This window comes from Selenomonas ruminantium subsp. lactilytica TAM6421, from assembly GCF_000284095.1.
Lineage (GTDB): Bacteria > Bacillota > Negativicutes > Selenomonadales > Selenomonadaceae > Selenomonas_A > Selenomonas_A lactilytica.
Window position 1 is genome coordinate 1690510 of the sequence record NC_017068.1, and the last position, 21388, is coordinate 1711897.

Annotated in this window: 19 protein-coding genes; 3 read left to right on the forward strand and 16 right to left on the reverse strand. The window is 53.2% G+C overall.

Annotation, left to right across the window (positions count from 1 at the left end; genetic code table 11):
- The first annotated feature begins 206 nt into the window (after window positions 1-206).
- The gene (locus tag SELR_RS08255; RefSeq protein WP_014424762.1) at window positions 207-1442 is read left to right on the forward strand and encodes an LL-diaminopimelate aminotransferase; all 1236 of its coding nucleotides are present in this window, start codon (window positions 207-209) and stop codon (window positions 1440-1442) included.
- A gap of 32 nt (window positions 1443-1474) precedes the next feature.
- On the opposite strand, the gene mnmL is transcribed toward SELR_RS08255, so the two are convergent.
- The 16 genes from mnmL to SELR_RS08335 form a co-directional block, all read right to left on the reverse strand.
- Window positions 1475-2458: a tRNA modification radical SAM protein MnmL/YtqA gene (gene mnmL, locus SELR_RS08260; protein ID WP_014424763.1), complete on the reverse strand. Its 984-nt coding sequence runs from the start codon at window positions 2456-2458 to the stop codon at window positions 1475-1477.
- On the reverse strand, window positions 2455-4236 hold the full coding sequence (locus SELR_RS08265; protein ID WP_014424764.1) for a B12-binding domain-containing radical SAM protein: 1782 nt from the start codon (window positions 4234-4236) through the stop codon (window positions 2455-2457). Before SELR_RS08265 ends, mnmL begins: the two co-directional genes overlap by 4 nt.
- A gap of 762 nt (window positions 4237-4998) precedes the next feature.
- Complete coding sequence (gene pepD / locus SELR_RS08270) at window positions 4999-6447, reverse strand: beta-Ala-His dipeptidase (protein ID WP_014424767.1); 1449 nt, start codon at window positions 6445-6447, stop codon at window positions 4999-5001.
- Window positions 6448-6538: 91 nt separating this feature from the next.
- Entirely contained in the window at window positions 6539-7102 is a 564-nt protein-coding gene (locus tag SELR_RS08275) for a cell division protein SepF (RefSeq protein ID WP_014424768.1), read from the reverse strand.
- 166 nt (window positions 7103-7268) lie between these two features.
- On the reverse strand, window positions 7269-9089 hold the full coding sequence (typA, locus tag SELR_RS08280) for a translational GTPase TypA (protein WP_041914690.1): 1821 nt from the start codon (window positions 9087-9089) through the stop codon (window positions 7269-7271).
- 131 nt (window positions 9090-9220) lie between these two features.
- Window positions 9221-9973, reverse strand: a complete 753-nt coding sequence (locus tag SELR_RS08285; protein ID WP_014424770.1) for an exodeoxyribonuclease III — start codon at window positions 9971-9973, stop codon at window positions 9221-9223.
- A 16-nt stretch (window positions 9974-9989) separates the two neighbouring features.
- Entirely contained in the window at window positions 9990-10511 is a 522-nt protein-coding gene (gene lepB, locus SELR_RS08290; RefSeq protein ID WP_014424771.1) for a signal peptidase I, read from the reverse strand.
- 81 nt (window positions 10512-10592) lie between these two features.
- Complete coding sequence (rplS, locus tag SELR_RS08295) at window positions 10593-10934, reverse strand: 50S ribosomal protein L19 (RefSeq protein ID WP_014424772.1); 342 nt, start codon at window positions 10932-10934, stop codon at window positions 10593-10595.
- 139 nt (window positions 10935-11073) lie between these two features.
- Window positions 11074-11799, reverse strand: a complete 726-nt coding sequence (gene nuoB / locus SELR_RS08300; RefSeq protein ID WP_014424773.1) for an NADH-quinone oxidoreductase subunit NuoB — start codon at window positions 11797-11799, stop codon at window positions 11074-11076.
- A 15-nt stretch (window positions 11800-11814) separates the two neighbouring features.
- On the reverse strand, window positions 11815-13347 hold the full coding sequence (locus SELR_RS08305) for a hydrogenase large subunit (RefSeq protein WP_014424774.1): 1533 nt from the start codon (window positions 13345-13347) through the stop codon (window positions 11815-11817).
- Window positions 13347-14837 carry a hydrogenase 4 subunit F gene (locus tag SELR_RS08310; RefSeq protein ID WP_014424775.1) on the reverse strand — a complete coding sequence of 497 codons (1491 nt, stop codon included), beginning with the start codon at window positions 14835-14837 and terminating at the stop codon, window positions 13347-13349. The genes SELR_RS08305 and SELR_RS08310 overlap by 1 nt, the downstream gene beginning before the upstream one ends.
- A gap of 8 nt (window positions 14838-14845) precedes the next feature.
- Window positions 14846-15472 (reverse strand): hydrogenase-4 component E, encoded by a 627-nt coding sequence (locus tag SELR_RS08315; RefSeq protein ID WP_014424776.1) that lies wholly within the window; start codon window positions 15470-15472, stop codon window positions 14846-14848.
- 10 nt (window positions 15473-15482) lie between these two features.
- Entirely contained in the window at window positions 15483-16358 is an 876-nt protein-coding gene (locus SELR_RS08320) for a respiratory chain complex I subunit 1 family protein (RefSeq protein ID WP_014424777.1), read from the reverse strand.
- A gap of 3 nt (window positions 16359-16361) precedes the next feature.
- Window positions 16362-18341, reverse strand: a complete 1980-nt coding sequence (locus tag SELR_RS08325) for a proton-conducting transporter transmembrane domain-containing protein (protein WP_014424778.1) — start codon at window positions 18339-18341, stop codon at window positions 16362-16364.
- A 116-nt stretch (window positions 18342-18457) separates the two neighbouring features.
- Complete coding sequence (locus tag SELR_RS08330) at window positions 18458-18643, reverse strand: hypothetical protein (RefSeq protein WP_014424779.1); 186 nt, start codon at window positions 18641-18643, stop codon at window positions 18458-18460.
- Window positions 18643-19824, reverse strand: coding sequence for a type III PLP-dependent enzyme (locus tag SELR_RS08335; RefSeq protein ID WP_014424780.1), 1182 nt, complete (start codon window positions 19822-19824; stop codon window positions 18643-18645). Before SELR_RS08335 ends, SELR_RS08330 begins: the two co-directional genes overlap by 1 nt.
- 223 nt (window positions 19825-20047) lie before the next feature.
- Between SELR_RS08335 and rpmB the strand changes: the two genes are divergently transcribed.
- Complete coding sequence (gene rpmB, locus SELR_RS08340; protein ID WP_014424781.1) at window positions 20048-20239, forward strand: 50S ribosomal protein L28; 192 nt, start codon at window positions 20048-20050, stop codon at window positions 20237-20239.
- Between the two features lie 133 nt (window positions 20240-20372).
- Window positions 20373-21359: a site-specific integrase gene (locus SELR_RS08345; protein WP_014424782.1), complete on the forward strand. Its 987-nt coding sequence runs from the start codon at window positions 20373-20375 to the stop codon at window positions 21357-21359.
- The last annotated feature ends 29 nt before the right edge of the window (window positions 21360-21388 follow it).

The following is a 21388-nucleotide window of genomic DNA, read 5'->3' on the forward strand; positions in this document are numbered from 1 at the left end:
TTTAGCATAAAATACTTAAGTTGACTTACATATAATAACATTTTTTCCCATGCCTGTAAAGTCTTTGCCCCTTACGTTTTCGATTTTTTTCTTCAGATTACAATTTTACAGCTGAAATATTATTTTTCTATTGCATTTTTATATACTAATGCTTTATACTATATTCGAAAAGTTATATTGAGAATTATTCTTTTGGAGGTTTTTCCATGGCAACAATCAATGACAATTATTTAAAACTCCCCGGCAGCTACCTGTTTGCCGAAATCGCCCGCCGCGTGGCTGCATTCAAGGAAGCAAATCCGGATGCCGATATCATCCGTCTGGGCATCGGTGACGTAACCCAGCCGCTGCCGCCCGCTTGTATCGAAGCCATGCACAAGGCCGTGGACGAAATGGCCAATGCGGACACCTTCCGCGGCTATGGCCCGGAACAGGGCTACAGCTTCCTGACCGAAGCCATTATCGAGCATAATTATAAAGCCCGGGGCATTGAAATCGGCACGGACGAGATCTTCATCAGCGACGGTTCCAAGAGCGACTGCGGCAATATCCAGGAAATCTTCGGCGAAGATAATAAGGTAGCCATCACCGATCCGGTATATCCTGTATATCTGGACACCAATGTCATGGCGGGCCGCACGGGAACCCTCAACGAGGATGGCCATTTTGAAGGTGTTACCTACTTGCCCTGCGATGCCAGCAACAACTTCGCGCCGGAACTGCCACAGGAACGCGTGGACATGATTTACCTCTGCTGCCCCAACAACCCCACGGGCACTACCCTTTCCCGGGAAGAACTGACCAAATGGGTCAACTACGCCAAGGAAAACGAATCCGTTATCCTCTTTGACGCTGCCTATGCCGCTTATATCACCGAAGAAGATGTGCCCCGTTCCATCTACGAGATTGAGGGGGCCAAGGACGTGGCCATTGAGTTCCGCTCCTTCTCCAAGACCGCAGGCTTCACCGGTACCCGCTGCGGCTACACCATCATCCCCAAGACCGTCAAAGGCCGGGCTAAAGATGGCAGCCTGGTGGAATTCAACAAGCTCTGGAACCGCCGTCATACCACGAAATTCAACGGCACGGCTTACATCGTCCAGCGCGGTGCTGCTGCGATCTACACCGAAGAAGGCCAGAAGCAGGTCAAGGAAACCATCGCCTACTACATGGAAAACGCCCGCATCATCCGCGAAGGGCTGCAGGCTGCCGGCATCGAAGCCTATGGCGGTGTCAACGCTCCTTACATCTGGCTCAAGACACCGAACGATATGCCCTCCTGGGATTTCTTCGACAAGCTGCTGACGGAAGTCAACATCGTCGGTACCCCGGGCGCCGGCTTCGGCCCCTGCGGCGAAGGCTACTTCCGCTTGACCGCCTTCGGCAACCGGGAAAACACCGTCCGCGCCGTAGAACGCATCAAGAACAAACTGCATTTCTAAGCATTAAAAAAAGGAACCGCAAGGTTCCTTTTTTAATGCTTATTTTCATGCGCAATGAACTTCCGCACAGCCTTACCATTTAAATAGTCACACAGTCTTCCCTGATATCTGCCCTCCTGCCGCATGACGTTAATGATATGGTCGCGAATCTTCCACCAGCCTGTATGCCAGTTGGAAAAGAGGGTATTCTCCTCCGGTGCCCGGCCGATAATGCGCTGCAGGACGATATCCGGCGAAAGATGCTCCAGGAACTTGATCACCCGATCCTCATACTCCGGCAGGGTGATCATTTTGATTTTCCCCGCTTCATAATCCCTGGCCATGGCCGTGCCCTTGACGATATAAAGAGCATGCAGCTTTACCTGGTCTACGCCCAACGCTGACAAAATCTTGGCATCCTCAATCACATCCAGCTCATCATCCCAGGGCAAGTTCAGGATCAGATGGACACAGGACTGCAGGCCGTATCGTTTGATGCGCAGAATGGCGTCAATCAGTTCGGCCAAAGTATGGCCGCGGTTGATTTCCGTCAAGGTATGCACATTGGTGCTCTGCAGGCCCAGCTCCACGCAGATATCGATACCGTATCGATCTGCCTGCTCCCTGAGCACCGCCAGATGCTCATCGCTGACACAGTCGGGACGGGTGGCGATATAGACCGCCACCACATCCTCAGGCGCCCCGGCTTCTGCCACCCACGTCGCTAATTTTTCCGGCTTGGTATAGGTATTGCTGAAATTCTGCAGATAGGGAATGAATTTCTTTGCCTTGTACTTGGGAATGATATGGGCCTTATTGGCCTCCATCTGCTCCGTGATGGTCATGGACGCGGGCAGGTTCTCATAGCCCGTACCAATCTCCCCGCAAAAAGTACAGCCAGCACCTCCATTGCCACAGGAACCGTCCCTGTTTGGGCAAGTAACAGACAAGGCAATCGGCAGCTTATAGACTTTCTCGCCATACCGCTCCTTCAGATAAGCAGAAAAAGGACGGTAAATCTCTTCTTGTAAATTCATTGCTCCTCCGTAAACAATTCAATCTGCTGACACTGCGGCTCTGCCTGCGTATAGTCAAACAGCAGTGCCGTCTGTTGACCTGTCAATTTTTGCCTGGTCAACATCATATTATAGGCAAATATCTCGATATGGTATTTCTTGTTCACATCCCGCCAGTTGGTAAATTCGTAATCCGGCAGATATGTGCGTACACGGCTCGGGGCGCCTTTCCAAAAGTCAGCCGTGATATCCTGATACTGCAGGCGGTTCCAATTGAGGTTCTCGGGGCGAATCTTGCCGCCGTCAGACAGCAGGGCATCATAGCGCAGAAGATTATCCAGCAGATCAGAGGGCCAGCCGTATGTCTTCAGCGCAAAATCCCGCAGATAGCCGTAGAGATTCTTGGTGCTATGACCAATCTTATGGAAGCCTCGCTCCTCCCACCAGTCCGTGAACTTCTGCCAAAAGGCAAAGGCATCGCCCTGCTCTGATTCCCGGATCAAATAGTTTGCCGTCTCGTGGCAGCGTCCCGCATTGTAATAGAGTTCAAACACCTGTTCAAAGCTGTGAAACCAACGGATTTCGCCGTAGCTCAAGGCATCGCTTCGCAGTACCTCATAGGGAGCCATGGGCATATATTGGTAGTTATAGGGGTGAACCAATTTCATCATGGCCGCACCTTTGAGGAACTTCAAAAAACCCAGTTGCAGCATATCCGTCTGCAAATCGTAGACATCATTAAAGGACTTGTGGAAGGACTCCATGCCCTCTCCCGGCAAGCCGATAATCAAATCCACATGCAGATGCATATTATGAAAGCCCATGATTTCCTTGATATGGTCAGCAATATCCTGCCAGTGATTGACACGGGACACGGCTTTCAACGTAGTTTCGTTAGTGGACTGGATGCCGATTTCCAGTTGGACGCGGCCCTTGGGCATCTGCGCCAGCACCTGCATGACTTCCTCATCCAGATAATCTATTGCCACTTCAAAATGGAAGTTCGTGCGGCAATCTACAGGCAGTGCCAGCAGGTATTTCAGGATGGGCAAAAAGTGGGATTTCTTGGCATTGAACGTACGGTCAACGAATTTCACCTGCCGTACATCATGGGCGACAAAGAAATCCAATTCCCTGAACACACGCTCCAAAGGCAGGAAACGCACGCCAGCGGTAGCGCAGGACAGGCAATAGGCACAGGAAAAGGGGCAGCCGCGGCTGGTCTCGTAGTAAAGAATCCGCTCCTTGATATCCGCCATTTCCCCTGCCCGATAAGCAAAGGGCACTTTGCCGGCAAAATCCGCGACGGTCACATCCTGACCTGTGCAGATCTGACCGGTCAAACTGCGCCAGGCAATACCGGGAATTTCTGACCAGTCAAGCTGACCATTGACTTTTGACCGGTCAAAATCAGCCTGCTGCAACTGTCTGACAAGCTGCGGCAGTGCATCCTCCCCTTCCCCACGACACACATAGTCTACCATGGGAAATTCCCTCATGAATTCGACCACGCCATAGGAAACCTCGGGCCCGCCGCAGATAATGATGGTATCCGGCAACGCCGCAGGCAAAAGCTTCAACAGGCTCTTGACCTGTTCAATATTCCAAATATAGCAGGAAATTCCAAGTACCTTTGGCTGGGCAGCATAAATCTCTCCCAGCATGGCCAACAATTGGTGATTGATGGTCAGCTCCATGATTTCCGAACCAGGTACCGCCTCGCGCAGATAGCGTATGGAAAGTGAGGTATGGGAGTATTTGGCATTAAGAGCCAACCAGAGAATCTTATCCTTTAACATGCATCCTCCTCAAATATAATTAAATTGCAGTTTGTAGGGGCGTTCGTGCTGAAGGTATCCCGTTCATGCGCAGTCAGGGGTTCACGGGGGAGTACTTTTTCTGTTTCCGCTAAAACGACCCTCTCGGCAATTTTAGAGCTATTTAGCCAGATGGCGCCGGGCAAGACCGGCGGCGCGTCTTTCAGCGTGCTTTCTAGTAACTGCTTACCTCGGGCCGGTCTTCGCTGCGCTCAGACAGTCGCTCCCACAGAAAAAGCACTCCCCCGTTCGCCCCAGCCACGTTTTTGGCAATCGGCACGAACCGTTTCTCTTGTGACAAGAACATCGATGTACTTGTATCCTCCAGCCAAAACATAGCAGCATTGACAAACGTAGCTCCGGGTGGCGGTGGGGATGCTTTTCCGCCGGCGGAACGACTGCCTGAACGAAGTGAAGGCTGGCCCGCAAACAGCATTTGCTGGAAACTTCGTTGATGGACGCGCCGCCGGTCTTGCCCGGCGCAGGTTGCTGGAAGATACATACTTTTGCTGGCGGGTCATTTAGTGAAGCGGCGAAAAAGTATTCCCACCGCCGCCCCACTGAGCTGTAACAAAATAGTTCAGGCTCGCATCCACAAACTGCAATTGTCGGCACATTATGAATGAACTGCTCCCCCTATGAGGACAGTATCATGCTTTACTGTGCCTCATAGGGGGAGCATATCCTTCTAGCAACGAACTTTTCTAATCAAGGAGATTTTTCGCCACCCTTTAATATTCTCTTTTACAGCTTTGCAATCGCATGCAGGGTTTCCACAATCAGATCTACCTGCGGTTGGACCGTCTCCAGCAACAGGCGTTCCTTCGGGCTGTGGATATCCATGGTGGTCACGCCAATGGATACCATATCCAGCTGCGGGTTCTTGCGGAAATGCCAGCCGCATTCGAGGCCGGCATGGATGGTTTCCACCTTCATATCCTTGCCGTTCTGCTTCTTGAAGGTATCTGCCATGATCTTGGCCAGCTTGCTGTCCTTGTTTTCCTTCCAGCCTGGAGACTGCGTGCCGATATGAGCAACGAATCCCGTCAAAGCGCCCCATTCTTCTGCCATAAAGCGGAATTCATCCAGCTTCTGATCCACAGCGGAACGCGGGAAGTACTGGACTTTCACTTCCGTATCCGTGGTTTCCACCACGCCCAGATTAGCAGAAGTTTCCACCAGGCCCGGAATCACCGTGGACATGGCGAAGGTACCCGTGTGCAGGATGGTCAGCAAACGGATCAGACGCGTCTTGTCCCCAGCCGTCATGACCTGCTCCGGTGCAGCTACGCTGGTCAAGACAAACTGCGCATGGGGATCTACGCTGCCGTACATCTTGTTGAAACGATCCTGCTGATCCTTAAGGACTTTTTCAATCGTTTCCTTGTCCAGATCCGTCACAATGGTCATGCGGGCATCATCGGGTATGGCATTGCGGGCCTTGCCGCCATTGAAGGCAGCCAGTTCCACTTCACCTTCTCCAGACAAGGCTGCCAGCGTCATGGCCAGCGTGCGGATGGCATTGCCACGGCCATCGCCGATGCGTTCACCGGAATGACCGCCCAAAAGACCTTTGACCTCAACCTGCCAGCTGGCGGAAAGTTCCGGTTTCACCCATTTGATTTCCCGGGAGAAATCCAGATTCACACTGCCGGCGCTGCCCACGGTCAGTTCATCATAGTTTTCCGAATCGCAGTTGATCAGGAACTTGGCATCCTGCAGATGCTTGGCATCGAGATGGATGGCACCCGTCATGCCCTGCTCTTCATCTACCGTCACAATCATGCGCAGGGGGCCATGATCCTTGGCATTCTTCATGATATAGATAGCTTCGGCCACACCAATGCCATCATCAGCGCCCAGGCTCGTACCATCAGCATGCAGGAATTTCTCATCCCGTACCAATTTGATGGCATCCTTGAGCGGATCAAAAGCCACACCTTCGGCAGCTACGCAAACCATATCCATATGCCCCTGCAGGATGGTCAGCGGCGCTTTTTCAAAGCCTGGGCAGGCCGGTTTATCGGCGATGATATTATTTTTCTCGTCCTGGGTCACTTTAAGGCCGATTTCCTGCAGATAGCCCTTCAGGAAATCGCTGACGGCCTGTTCATTGCCGGACTTGCGAGGAATTGCGGCAAGTTTGGCAAATTCCGCTAATACGCCTTCTAATACTTCATTGTTCTGTTCCATAATATCTCCACCTTTATCCATAGAAATAGACCAGACAATCCCCGCAGGACTGCCTGGTCTAACGAATAACAAAATTATCTACGGGCAGCTATCAATCCTTCAGTGCCAAAGTCATGGCTTCTGCCACATCCACCCCGTTGGGCACATAGAGCATAATCTGATTGGAAACGCGTTTTGCCGAGCCATCCAGAACATAGCATACGCCGTTGACGAAATCACAGATACGACGCTGTTCCAGAGCCTCAATCTGCTCGTAATTCACCACACAAGCTTTGCCAGATTTGAGATCATCCGCAATCGCCGTCACCTGGTCAAAGTTCTTCGGTGCAAAGATCTGCATCTTGAGCTGCGGCTGCTTCGTGGTATGCACGGTCAACTGTGGCTGCTGTTTCTTCTGCCGGAACACCGGCTCCTGCGTATAGCTGGAACGCTCCACGCGAATGGCATCACCATTGGCCACCTTATATTCCTCCGCATAGCTGGCGCTTGCTGCAACACTGCGACGGCTGGCCTTTGCTGACTTCTGTTGCTGTTTGGCAGACTTTGCCTCTTCCTCTGCTTCTTCTGCGTAATCAAATTCATCCTCTTCGGGAATAGGCATAATGAGATCCGCCAATCCCATCAACTTGTCTGTAATCTTTGACACTGCCCCCATCTTCAATCGTCCTTCCAGTAATTTAGTAGTTTATTTCACCTGTAGTCAAATACAACAACAACTAATTCCATTTAACTTATCCTATGATACCATAGTTCTTCCTAAAATGCAAAATTCCTGCTGAAAAATATTTTTCAGCAGGAATTATTTCACTTATTGGTAAAGATTAGCCTTTGCGGGCATTCTTGGCAGCACGGCCACGGACCGTACGGTCAAGGATGGATTTACGCAGACGGATGTGTTCCGGCGTCACTTCCACCATTTCATCATTGTTGATGTATTCGATAGCCTGTTCCAGAGAGAGAATCCGCGGCGGCGTCAAGCGGATTGCCTCATCAGAGGAAGACGTACGCATGTTGGATACGTTCTTCTTCTTGCAGGGGTTGATATCGATATCGTTATCGCGGGAGTTCTCACCGACGATCATGCCTTCATAAACCTGTTCGCCCGGCTCGATGAACATCACGCCGCGATCCTGCAGGGAGAAGATACCATAACCGGTGGTCTCGCCCTGTTCGAAGGCAACGAGGGAACCGCGGGTACGGCCCGGAATATCGCCCTTGTACGGAGCATAGCCATGGAACACATGGTTCATGATGCCGTTACCCTTGGTGCTGGTGAGCAGTTCGGAACGGAAACCAATCAGGCCGCGGGCCGGAATGGTGAATTCGAGGCGCATGTAACCAGCCGTCTCCGTCATGTTCGTGAGCTCAGCCTTACGGGTGCCAAGACCTTCCATAACAGCGCCCATGTATTCCTGCGGCACTTCAACCGTCAGGTTCTCGATCGGTTCGCAGAGCTGGCCATTGATGGTCTTGTAAACAACTTCCGGTTTGCCGACCTGCAGTTCATAGCCTTCACGGCGCATGGTTTCGATTAGGATGGAGAGATGCAGTTCTCCACGGCCGGAAACCTTGAACACATCAGCAGAATCCGTTTCCTCAACCTTCATGGCCACGTTGGTCTCGATTTCCTTGAACAGGCGGTCACGCAGGTGACGGGACGTTACGAACTGACCTTCACGGCCGGCGAACGGGCTCGTGTTGACACCGAAGGTCATGGACAGGGTCGGCTCGTCGATGTTGATGGTCGGAAGAGCTTCCGGATTTTCAGCGTCAGCTACCGTGTAACCGATGGATACATCGCCGAGACCGGTCAGGGCAACGATCTCACCCATGCTGGCAGATTCGCTCTCTACGCGCTGCAGGCCCTGATACGTGAATACCTTGCCAATCTTGGCCTTGGTTTCCTGGTCGCCATTGATGATGCAGACATTCTGGTTCGGCTTAGCCGTACCGCGGATGATACGGCCGATGGCCACGCGGCCTACAAAAGCATCGGATTCGAGCGTCGTAATCATCATCTGCAGCGGAGCATCCGGATCACCATGGGGAGCCGGGATTTCCTTGACAATGGTTTCCATCAGCGGCTCGAGGTTGTCGTTGTCATCATCCATGCTGTACTTGGCAATACCATCACGAGCCGTAGCATAGATAACCGGGAAGTCGAGCTGTTCATCGTCAGCATCCAGTTCCATGAAGAGTTCGAGAACTTCATCATAGACATCGTCTACACGCTGGTTTGGCTTATCGATCTTGTTGATTACGACGATCGGCTTCAGCTTCTGCTCGAGAGCCTTGCGCAGCACGTACTTCGTCTGAGGCATCGGGCCTTCAAAGGCATCTACCAGCAGTACAACGCCGTCAACCATGTTGAGAACACGTTCAACTTCACCGCCGAAGTCAGCATGGCCCGGGGTATCCACGATGTTGATCTTTACGCCGTTGTACATAACAGCCGTGTTCTTGGACAGGATCGTGATGCCGCGCTCGCGCTCGATATCGCCGGAGTCCATGACGCGTTCTGCAACCTGCTCGTTGGAACGGAATACATGGCTCTGTTTCAGCATGCCATCAACCAGGGTGGTCTTACCATGGTCAACGTGGGCGATAATGGCAATGTTTCTCAGATTTTCATTGGTCGTCATACTCATTTTAGTGTAATCTGCCTCCTAAATTCTATAAAGCAAGGAAGGATACATAACTGTATCCCCCTTCAACTCAACATAACGTATAAATTTTATCCTAAGGTGCCTTCCCTGTCAAGGATTTTCTGACATTATTCCAGTTCCAATCCCACCGGGCAATGGTCACTGCCGAAAATCTCATTGTGGATGGTAGCATCCTGGATTTTTTCCTGCAGGCGCTTGGAAGCCACAAAATAATCAATGCGCCATCCGGCGTTGTTATCCCGGGCTTTCCTGAGGTAGGACCACCAGGTATAGATGCCCGTGCGATCCGGATACAGGGTGCGGAAAGTATCGATAAAGCCGGCATCCAAGAGCTCACCGAACTTGCCCCGTTCCTCATCGGTGAAACCCGCATTATGATGGTTTGTCTTAGGGTTCTTGAGGTCAATCTCTTGATGGGCCACATTGAGATCCCCGCAGACAATCACCGGCTTTTGTTCATCCAGCTTCATTAAATATGCCCGGAACGCATCTTCCCATTCCATGCGGTAGGCCAGACGCTCCAGTTCCCGCTTGGAATTGGGCGTATAGACCGTGACCAGAAACATTTCAGGAAATTCCAGGGTAATCACGCGGCCTTCGTGGTCATGTTCTTCGATGCCCAGACCATAGGTGACGTGCAGCGGCTCGATGCGGGAGAACACCGCCGTGCCGGAATAGCCCTTTTTCTCGGCGCTGTTCCAATACTGCTTATAGCCCGGCAGATCCAGGATGGCCTGCTCCGGCTGCATCTTCGTTTCCTGCAGGCAGAACACATCGGCATCCAGCTTACAGAATGACTCCATAAATCCCTTTTTCAGACAGGCCCGCAGGCCATTGACATTCCAGGAAATAAACTTCATCGTCTACGCCTCCCCATTACGGCAACGTCTTGAACTGTCCCACCGGCCAGAATACCAGCATAGCCTTGCCCTTGATGAGATCCAGCGGCACGAAGCCCACATCGGCAAAACGGCTGTCCTCGGAGTTATTGCGGTTGTCCCCCATTACGAAGACCGTGCCTTTCGGTACCGTGGATTTCGGGTATTCGCTGCGGGTGGGTTCCAGAATATAATCCTCATTCAGGAGCTGGTCATTGACAAAGACCTTGCCCGCCTTGATCTCGATGGTGTCGCCTGCTGTCGCAATCACGCGCTTGATAAAATCACGGCTGCGATCCCGGGGATACTCAAACACGAGAATCTCGTTCTTCTGGGGCTCACGGAAGTTGTAGATGAACTTATTGACCACCAGACGTTCCTGAGACTGCAAGGTCGGCCGCATGGACGGGCCATCCACGATGTATAATTCCACGACAAACTCGCGGATAAAGAAGGCCAGCACCACCGCAATGACGATGGAAATCAGCCAGTCCTTTGCTTCTTCACCTAATGAACTCATAAAGGGTTCCTCCTCTTACTGTGATTTGCCCATCTACGCAAAATAGGGACTGCTCGGAAGCAGTCCCTACCGTTACGCAGATTAGCGTTTTTCTTTGATACGAGCAGCTTTACCCGTAAGGTTGCGCAGATAATAAAGTTTTGCACGACGGACAACACCGCGGCTAACAACTTCAATCTTGGCAATACGCGGAGAATGAACCGGGAACAGACGTTCTACACCGATGCCGTAGGAAATACGACGAACGGTGAAAGTCTCACGAACGCCAACGCCCTGACGAGCGATTACGCGGCCTTCGAACACCTGAATACGCTCACGGTTGCCTTCGACGATCTTTGCATGTACGCGAACCTTGTCGCCAGGTGCAAAAACGGGAATGTCGCTGCGGAGCTGTTCTTTCTCCAGAGTCTCGATGATGTTCATTTTTATTTTCCTCCTTAATCAGACGTTCGTGGCTGGCTCATGCCAACTCAGAGGACCGCCCACATACCTAAGTAGTTTATCATAAAAAAAGTGACGGTTCAATACCTAAAAAAATATTTTTTTCGACAGGAAGGCGCAATCACATGCGCTCTGCCAGCATATCCGCCGCCGCCAGAAGTCCTGCAATCATGGCACTGGGACGGGGCGGGCAACCGGGAATGTAAATATCCACAGGCACTACCTGATCAGCAGCGCCGACGATGGCATAGCTGGCACCGTAGGTCTCGCCGCCTGCGGCACAGGCACCGCAGGCCATAACAAGGCGCGGTTCCGGCATGGCTTCATAGGACATGCGCAAAGCCTGCTCCAGGTTGCGCGTGACCACGCCTGTAACCATCAGCAGATCCGCGTGGCGCGGGCTGGCATCCACATGGACACCATAGCGGTGCAGATCATAGAGAGGATTGGACATAGCCCCCATCTCGAAGTCGCAGGCATTGCAGGAACCGGCGTCGAGATGACGCACATGGAGGCTGCGCCCCAATTTCTGCCGGATCACTTCTGCCGTAACTTCAGCGGCCTCCTCCGTGATGACCGGCATGGCTTCCTCGCGGCTGTGGTGCAGGCTGCCCATGGCCCGTTCCACGCATCTGCCGCAGAAGATGCATTTTTTATAGTCAATCGCATAGCCCTGCTCATTATTAGCAGCGGCAAAGGCCCCTACCGGGCAGGCTTTGGCACAGGCCGCCCCCATGGCTGCAGTGCAGCTGCCGGTGATTTTCCCGCGGAAGCGTTCACTGCCGGTGAGGGAAATCTTTTCGGTGGCAATCTTGTCGCCTAATAATCGTTCTATTACCTTAAACATATTCTCTCCTCACACTTAACGGTCAATGCAGGCATAGCAAAGCTCAAAGCTCTTGTTGATCAGCGGGAAATCCGGAATGATATCCCCCTGCACCGCAATGGTCACAGCGGGCCAGTTGGGATAGGAAGCACTGCGGACAAAAATCCGGTCAATTTTGCCATCCTGCAGGGCCACGAACTGGAAGTTGCTGCCCCGGGCCGATTCGCTGAGGCCCCAGTCATCGCCGCTTACTTTTGACCAATCAATCTGACAAGTCAGATTGACGGCGTCATTTGACTTGTCATTCTGGAGCATGCCTATGAGCTGGCGCACAAGCTTAAAGGATTCCGTAAGTTCGGCAATGCGCACAGCAAGTCTTGCTGCCACATCACCAGTTTTTTCTGTGACCATATTGAAGTCCAGTTCCGGATACAGGCCGTAGGCAAAGTCCTTGCGGCTGTCATGGGCAAAGCCCGAAGCGCGGGCGCCCACGCCCACCATGGCCAGATCCACGGCCGTTTCCTTGCGCACAATACCGGTCGTGCGCACACGGTTCTGGAAGTTGGCCTGCTGGGCAAACATTTCCGTCAGGTCATTTACGCTGACCTCAGTCTTATCCATGATATCGGCAATATCCTTGCAGAGTGCACTACTGATATCCTGGCGCACGCCACCGGGAACGATCACGCCGCGCAGGAAACGGTTGCCCGCCATGCGTTCCTGCAGGCGCATGAGCATTTCCTTCGTGCGGCCGCCGAGGCTGATGGCCGGATTGAAGCCCACACCGGCGGGAATATTGCCAAGGTCCCCCACATGGTTGGTGATGCGCTCGATTTCCATGAGCAGGGTGCGGATGATTTCCGCCCGCCGGGAGATTTTCACGCCGGCGATTTTCTCCACGGCCTGACAGAAACTCCAGGTGTTGGCCACGGAGCAGGCACCGCAGATGCGCTCTACTACAGGCAATGCTTCATCCGGCGTCTTGCCTTCCATGATTTTTTCCAGACCACGATGGGTATAGAACAGGCGCGCATCCAATTGCAGCATGGATTCACCGGCCTGACTGAAGCGGAAATGGCCCGGTTCGATAATGCCCGCATGGATGGGGCCAACGGGTACTTCATAGACGCCCTCGCCCCTTGCCACGCTCATATCCATGCGGCGGCTGCCATGGACATCTGCATCTTTTTCCACAGACTTGCGCAGAGGATAAAAGCCCTCCGGGAAGGTATCATGGAGCACCAACGGCCGCGGATCGGGATGCCCCTGGGGCACAATGCCGAACATATCCTGAATTTCCCGTTCATACCAGGCAGCAGCCGGGAGCACGCTGGTCAGAGATTCATAGCACAGGGACTCCCCTTCGCCGAACACGGCCTTGACCGCTTCCATCTTATGCTCAGCGAGATTTTCAAACACCGCGTAAATGGCATAGCCCTTCACCGCGGGATTTTCCGTTTCATCCCGGCCAAACATGGCCGTCAATGGATTCTTGCCGCCATTGGACAGGATATTGGCGGTGCCCCGGAAATTTTCCGGCTTGACCACTTTTAACGTCCAATCTGCCATCAGCACACACCTCCCAATACAATTTTCGCCGCCGCCTTCAGCATGGTCCCCACAAAGGGAATCTCATCGGCAAAGGCACTGATTACGCCACTGGCAGCCAGCAACAGGAACAACACGGCACTGTCCAGTCGGCCCATAAGTTCGCCTGCCGACTTGCGGGTAGGCTTGCCCCCCAGCATGCGCATGGCGTGATAGAGAATACCAATCAGCATACCGGCCAGCAGTACCAAGGCCAGGATGCCCAAATAAGGATGCTTTGCCTGGAAGAAGCTGGCGATGATGTAGAACTTGCTGAAGAACACACCCATGGGCGGCATGCCCAGGATGCCCACGATACCCAGCAGCCAGAACATCGCCGTCTTTGGTGCCTGCTGCATCATGCCGTGGATGCGCATCATATTCTTCGTGGCATAGGTTTCCATAATGGTGCCGGCCGTATAGAACAGCATGTATTTGACCAAAGCATGGTTGAACATATGCAGCAGGGATGCCTCTGCCGCCATGGGCATGAAGAGGCCAAAGCCTGCAGCCAGCAGGCCGAAGTTTTCCATGGAGGAATAAGCCAGCATGCGCTTCACATCACGCTGCACCACCACGAAAGGCACCGCCAGCGCAATGGTCAGCAGACCAAAGCCCACGTACATGGAGCTGATGAAGTCCAGCCCCACTACGGGCGTCACGATGGCCGTGGCCCGCAGGAGCACATAGAGGGCGCAGATGCAGAGCGCACCGGACAGCAGGCCGCTGGTCAGCGCCGGTGCTTCGGAGTGAGCATCAGGCAGCCAGGCATGCATGGGGGCCAGACCGATCTTCGTGCCATAGCCCACAAACAGGAAGCAGAATGCCAGCTTTGCGACTTCCGGGTCCAGCATCTGCGCATGGATTGCCATGAATTCCCAGTTCAAGGGCAGGATATCCCCCATGGCCTGCAACTGGCCATAGTACAGGATGATCGTGCCCAGAAGCGCCAGACAGATGCCCACGGTGCAGACCATGACGTATTTCCAGGCTGCTTCCAAGGAAGTACGGGTGAATTTGAATGCCACCAGCAAGGCTGAAACCAATGTGGTAGCTTCAATGGTCACCCACATCAAACCTAAGCTGTCCACCGTCACCACCAGCATCATGGTCCAGACAAAGATATGGGACAGGGCATAGAAACGGCCTTCCAGATGGGTGAAGCGCCGCAGATAACCATAGCGGATATTGGTATCACGCTCCAAGTAAGCCTTGCTCGTCCATGCAAAGGCCAGATAAAGCGCACCGACAATCAAGAGCATCCAGATGCTCAGGGCGTCCACATAGAAAAAGCCCTGTTTGATGGGTTCTTCCGGATGCAGGGAAAAGTTCAGCCCCAGATCCAGAATCAGCCCGAAGACCACCGTAGCGGTCAGCCGGTCGGCAATGTGCAGGAGCTTCAGCCCCAGCACCCCCGTGGCTGCCACCGCCGCAAAGAGCAGCGGCAGTCCCAGTATATAATAAAGTTCCATAAACTACCTCAGCCCTTCAATTTTCTCATTACCGTCGTATCCGTGGTCATAAAGGAAAGACTCATGCGATTGGTCAGGATTACCAGTACCACCACGGCAATCAATACATCCAGGAACACGCCCAGCTCCACCACCAGCGGCAGTCCTTCTGTGATGATCAAACCTAAGAGATAAATGCCGTTCTCCAGCGTGATCAGGCCGCAGATCTGCAGGATGGCGCGCTTGCGCATAACCATCAGGGCCAGCCCCATCATGATCATCATGATGGTGGCGGCAAAGATATCCTGCTGCATGGGGTCCAGCATGAAACGATTGCCCAGCACATAGCCGAAAACCAGGAAAGCTGCCGCAGCCATGGTGGAATAGTTCACATTGATATCGGAAAAGATTTCCCGCTCATCGGTAATGCGTTTGATGAGTTTCAGCATCGCCGTGGGAATGAAGATGACCTTTACCCCCAGCGTCAACACAAAGGGAATCAGGGCATGCATCAGGCCATGATTGAGGCCGGCCAGCAGGCAGGCACAGGCCACGATCACCGACTGGGCCATCAGCGCCACCACCGAGCGGCGCAGCTCCATCACACGGGTCTGCACAAAGACCACAAAGAGGAGCAAAACTACCAAATATTCCATTTTCTCCTCCTTACTGTGCGATAATGGCTACGGCCAGCATGATAACCGCCGCCGACAGATAAACACGGACTTTGAACAGGCGCATCTTATTGTTGAGGATTTCTACCAGACCAATCAGGAGCGCACTCAGCAGAACCTTCACCGCAATGGGCAAAGGCAGGGGCAGATACAAATTGCCGAAAAGCACCAGGAAGGACAGCATCTTAAGCATGCTGCCCAGATGGATATAGCTTAACAGGCGTCCGGAATATTCCAGCGTCATGCACTCGTGAATCATCGTGAGCTCCAGATGGGTGTCGGGGTTATCCACCGGCAGGCGGCTGTTTTCCGCCAGCATCACCAGGAAGAATGCCACGCCACCCAGCACCGCCGGCACGGTGAAATAGAAGGCATTGTAGTCAATGACCATCTGGGAGAGCATCGTGGAGCCATAGCGGGAAGCGTTCAGCAGGATGGCCAGCATCACCGCCGGTTCCACCAATACGGAAATATAGATCTCGCGGGAACCGCCCATACCGCCAAAGGCCGTGGCCGAATCCATCGAGGCCAGTGTCATGAAGAAGCGACCGAGCGCCAGCACATAGACGAACACAAAGGCATCACCGAAACGGATATTGCCCGTAAGCAGCCCCGGCAGCATCATCGCCGCCATGATGCTGGTCACCAGATAGACGATTGGTGCAGCCAGGAATACCCAGCTCGTATACTTCGTCACAATGACGGGTTTGCGCCACCATTTCCAGAGGTCGAAATACTCCTGGAAGATGCTGGCCCCCTGCCGCTTCTGCAAAAATGCCTTCGTCTTGTTGACAATCCCGGCAATCAGGGGAGCACAGGCCAGTAAAATCAGGGCCTGCAGCGCCGCATTATAGAAACTCAAGGCCATCTTTTACATCCCTCCCCAAATAAGCACAATGACCATGGCAATCATGGTATAACCGATATAGAGGCGCACACTGCCCTGCTGCACGATGCGCAGGGTATCAGCCAATCTGACCACGATGTGTTCCAACGGACGATAGAGACGGTCCGTGAACTGATCGGGAATCATCAGATTATAATGGAGCTTACGCCCAAAATAAGCATGATCCCGCTGCAGGAAGACGCGCTCGCGGCGGGGCTTCAGGATAAAGTCAAAGGCCCGGCGCAGGGGCTTGGAAAAACCCGTTGCCGTATACTGCTGGCGGCGGGTTGGCTCCGTGCCGCAGTTCCAGGTCACATCCTGATGGACAATGACCTTATGGCTGCCCATAGTCAACGCCAGCAGCGCAAACAGCAGCAGCCCAGCAATCATAATCAGCCAGGGATTGAAGACGGCTTCCGATTGGCCACCATTCCACCAAAGACCGATAAAGTCCCCGGCAGGAATAGCCAGCGGGCTCTCCACGAGAATCTGACGCATGGCATTGACCAGCGGCGCCGGCATCAAGCCTATGGCGATAATGGCCACAGCTTCCAGCCCCATGCCCAGAAGCATGGTAAAGGGCATCTCATGAGCCTTGAGCACGAGATTGGAACGGCGGCGGCCCAGGAAGGCCACACCATAGAGCCGCACAAAGCAGCCCAGCGCCAGGGCACCGGTCAGCCCCAGCAGGATAAAGGCAAAGATCACTAACAGGCGCAGTTCCGGGCTGCCCGCCTCAAAGGCCAGGGACATCATGCCCTGCAAGGTCAGCCATTCACCCACCAAACCTGCCGTAAAGGGCAGGGAAGCCAGAGACATGGAACCAATCAACGTAAAGGCTGCCGTCCAGGGCATTTTCTTCAGCAATCCGCCCAGCAGTTCCACATTGCGGGTGCCCGTGGCGTGCATGACTGCGCCGGCACTCATGAAGAGCAGGCATTTCATCAGGCTGTGGGCAACGGAATGCACCAGCACCGCCGTAAAGGCCACCACCGACAGATATGGCTTATCCATAGCCACCAGAAGCATACCGCAGCCAAAGGCAGCGAAGATAATGCCCATATTCTCCACCGAAGAATATGCCAGGATGCGCTTCATATCCTTTTCCATGGACGCATAGAGTACACCCAGGAAGGCGGAAATCAAGCCGATTACCATTACAATCAGGCCATAGGCAAAAACATCAGCCCCGATGAATTCAAAAACGAAGCGGCCGAAACCGTAGACCGCCACTTTCAGCATCACGCCGCTCATGAGCGCCGACACATGGGATGGCGCCGCCGGATGGGCATTGGGCAGCCAGACATGCAGCGGCATCAGACCGGATTTCAGGGCAAAGCCTGTAAAGGCACAGCCAAAGGCGATATGCTTCATGACTGGCGAAAGTTCACTATGCGCTAAATCCACAAAGGCAAAGCTCTCCGCTCCGCTGCCTAAAATATAGAAGGCCACCAGAATGGCCGCCGTGCCCAGATGCGTCATGACCATATACTGATAGGCCGCACTCACCACCTGCTTCTTCTCACTCTCGTGATTGACCAGCAGGAATGATACCAGTGCCATGACTTCCCAGGCCAGGATAAAGGTAAAGGCATCGCCAGCCAGTACCACCAGCACCATGGAGCCTAAGAACAGGTTCCAAAGTCCTGCCAGCTGCCGGATGCGGGCACCTAAGTATCCCCGGCCGTAGCCCAGACCATAGATGCTCACTGCCGTCCCCGAAAGGCCGATGATCAGCAGGAAAGCTGCAGCCCAGCCATCCACCACCAATGAATAACGGCCCAGCTGCCAAAGGCCGCCAGTGCCCAGCCCCATTTCCAGCAGGGACAGGCCCAACACCATAAGGCTGGCCACAGCCGCCAGCCCCATGGATACATAATGGGCAGCCAGTTCCAGCCGTTTTGGCCAGACCAGTGCCAAAGTGCCGAGGCCATAAAGCCCCAGCGCCCCCATAAATGATTCCATACGTTCCTCCCTAAATATTATCATTGAATAAGTATAGTAACTTTGCTAGTATACTACAAACATCTCTATCTGAAAAGAGTCTGTAAGCAAAAAAGCCTCCCCCGAGGGGGAGGCTTTTATTCGTGCTCTTTCTGCATTGCTTCTATGCCCTGCTGAAACTCCTCCATGGTCAGGGTAAAGTAATCCAGCTCCTGCAAAATCCTGTAGACTTCCTGCTGGGATTTTGCTTCGTCCAGCTTTGCTTCCAAGGATTCTTCCGTCAAAGCGTGGAACAGCATATGCTTGATTTCCTCAATATCCATTATACAGCCGCCTTTTTCTTCACATCATCATCTTCCGTCAGACGGGCTGCATATTCCGGCTGGTCCTCAAAGATGATGGTGGGCGCCAGGTAGAAACCGTTGAAACGCGTAGCGCTGACGCTGGTATAGGAACCCATTTCCGTCACCAGCACCTTGTCCCCGATCTTGAGCTCCGGTGCCATGAAGTCGCGATAGAGCACATCGATGCCATCGCAGCTGGGGCCGCCGAAAGTCGAAGGTTTCTTATTCCCCTTGCCGAAGCAATGAAGCGGGTACGTCCAGTGGTCATACATGATGCCGGAGAAGCAGCCATAGATGCCTTCATCTAAGATATACCAAGGCTGCTCACCACGGGTTTTCGTGCCGATAACCGATGTGACGAGGTTCACCGCCGTACCGCACATATAACGGCCCGGTTCCGTCCAAACAGCTGTATCCGGGAACAGGCGGTCGATCTGCTTGTTGATGGCTTCCATCATGGCCGCCAGATCCACATTGAGCCCCTTGGCATCGGGAACAGGGAAACCGCCGCCGATGTCGAGGTCAGTCAGGTGCATGCCCATTTCTTCCGCCTCATCAAAGAGCCTACGAGCCACCAGCAGGGCTTCCTCATAAGCCGCCGTAGACAGGGACTGGCTGCCCACATGGAAGCAAATCCCCATGGCATGCAGGCCAGCATCCTGCGCAGCCTTTAAAAGATCCAGCGCTTCTTCCACCGGCGCACCAAACTTCGTATTCAGATCCACCAAAGCTTTGTTGTTGCGCACGGCGATGCGCACCAGCACATCGGCTCCCGGCACAGCCTTGGCCATCTTGTCGATTTCCGACGGATCGTCGAAAGTAAACCGGCGGACATTGTAGTCAGCCGCAGCCTTGAGGCCACGGGCATCCTTTACCGGATTGGCATATATCATCTGGGAACCATCTACGCCCAATTCATGGAGGATCTCCATCTCCCCGGCAGAGGCCACATCAAAGTGAGAACCAAGGCCAGCCAGCAGGGACAGTATTTCTGGCGTAGGATTCGCCTTCATGGCATAAAACACTCCCGCCCGCGGCAAATGACGGCGCATAAACTGGTAGTTTTCCTCAACCTTGTCCAGTGAAGCCACCAAAAAGGGCGTCGGGATACGCTTGGCAAGCGTTTTTACTTCTTTTTCGCTAAGTCTGAAATTTTTCATAACACAACCCATTCCGATAATAAATTTAAGATGAATTGACAACTGTTCATCTCATAGGCTTCATTGTAATATAAATGAAGGCAATTAACAATATAAAATCGAAATAAAAAATTTTTTCCAGGCTGTCAAGTAAAAATACTTGCACCCCCCTGCTTTTTGTGCTAAAATACCATTATTGTGTGTTGGGAGCAGTTGGCTCCCACAGGTTAAGGAGGTGTAACACATGGCAAGTGTTTGCGAAATCTGCGCGAAAGGCGAACTGTCTGGCAACAATGTCAGCCATTCCCATCTGAAGACGAGACGCACTTGGAAGCCGAACATCCAGCGTGTACGCGCTGTCGTTGAAGGCGAAGTTAAGCGTGTCAACGTCTGCACGCGTTGCCTGCGTTCTGGTAAGGTTCAGCGTGCCCTTTAATTTGCGCATAATATCACCAAAAGCTGATATATCATAAAATAACCCTATCGCGGTTGCGGTAGGGTTATTTTATTTCCTGCCAAAATGTTGTAAGATGTTATTATATATCCTTTTAATTGAAAGCAGGTTCATCATGAAAATCAAAGATAATTTTATGCTGATAAAAAATGCCCGCATTGAAAATAATGAACGCCTTTCCCTGAAGGCCAAACGCCGTCTGGAAAAATCCAAGGCCGACAATACCCTCAAGGCCTATGCCTGTGACTGGAGCGATTTTTCCGACTGGTGTCAATACCATGGCGTAACGGACTTGCCCGCCTCGCCGGAAACCATCGTCAACTACATCAATGACCTGGCCGATGATGCCAAGGCCAATACCGTCTCCCGCCGGGTGACCGCCATCTCCGAAAACCATATCGCCGCCGGCTTCAGCGGCCGTCATAATCCCGCCAAGGACGGCATGGTCCGGGCAGCCATGTCCGCCATCCGCCGGGAAAAAGGCACCTTCCAGCGAGGCAAATCCCCCATCCTGATGGAAACCCTCTATCTGCTGGCTGACCTGTTCGATGAGGAAAAATTGAGTGGCCTGCGTGACAAAGCCCTGATCTACCTGGGCTTTGCCGGGGCCTTCCGCCGCTCGGAACTCGTGCACATCCAATATGAAGACCTGACATTCACGCCCCAGGGCGTCATCATCTTTATGGCCCATTCCAAAGGCGACCAGCTGGGCCATGGTGAACAGATTGCCATCCCCTATGCCCCGCAGGCTGAAATCTGCGCCGTACGGGCCCTGAAAAAATGGCTGGATACTGCCCAGATCCACCGGGGACCAATCTTCCGCCCCATTACCAGGGTACAGAGCCTGCGCAATACCCAGCTCTCCGATAAATCCGTGGCCCTGATCGTCAAGAAATACGTGGGGCTGGCAGGCCTCGATGAACACCTCTTCGCCGGCCACAGCCTGCGCCGCGGCTTTGCCACCAGCGCCGCCCAACACGATATCGACGCCCTGACCATCATGCGGCAGACACGGCACAAATCCGAAAAGATGGTCCACCGCTATATCGAACAAGGCAATATCTTCAAAGACAATGCCCTGAACCGCATGTACAACAAATAATAATGAAGAAAACAAAAAGGGAATCCTCA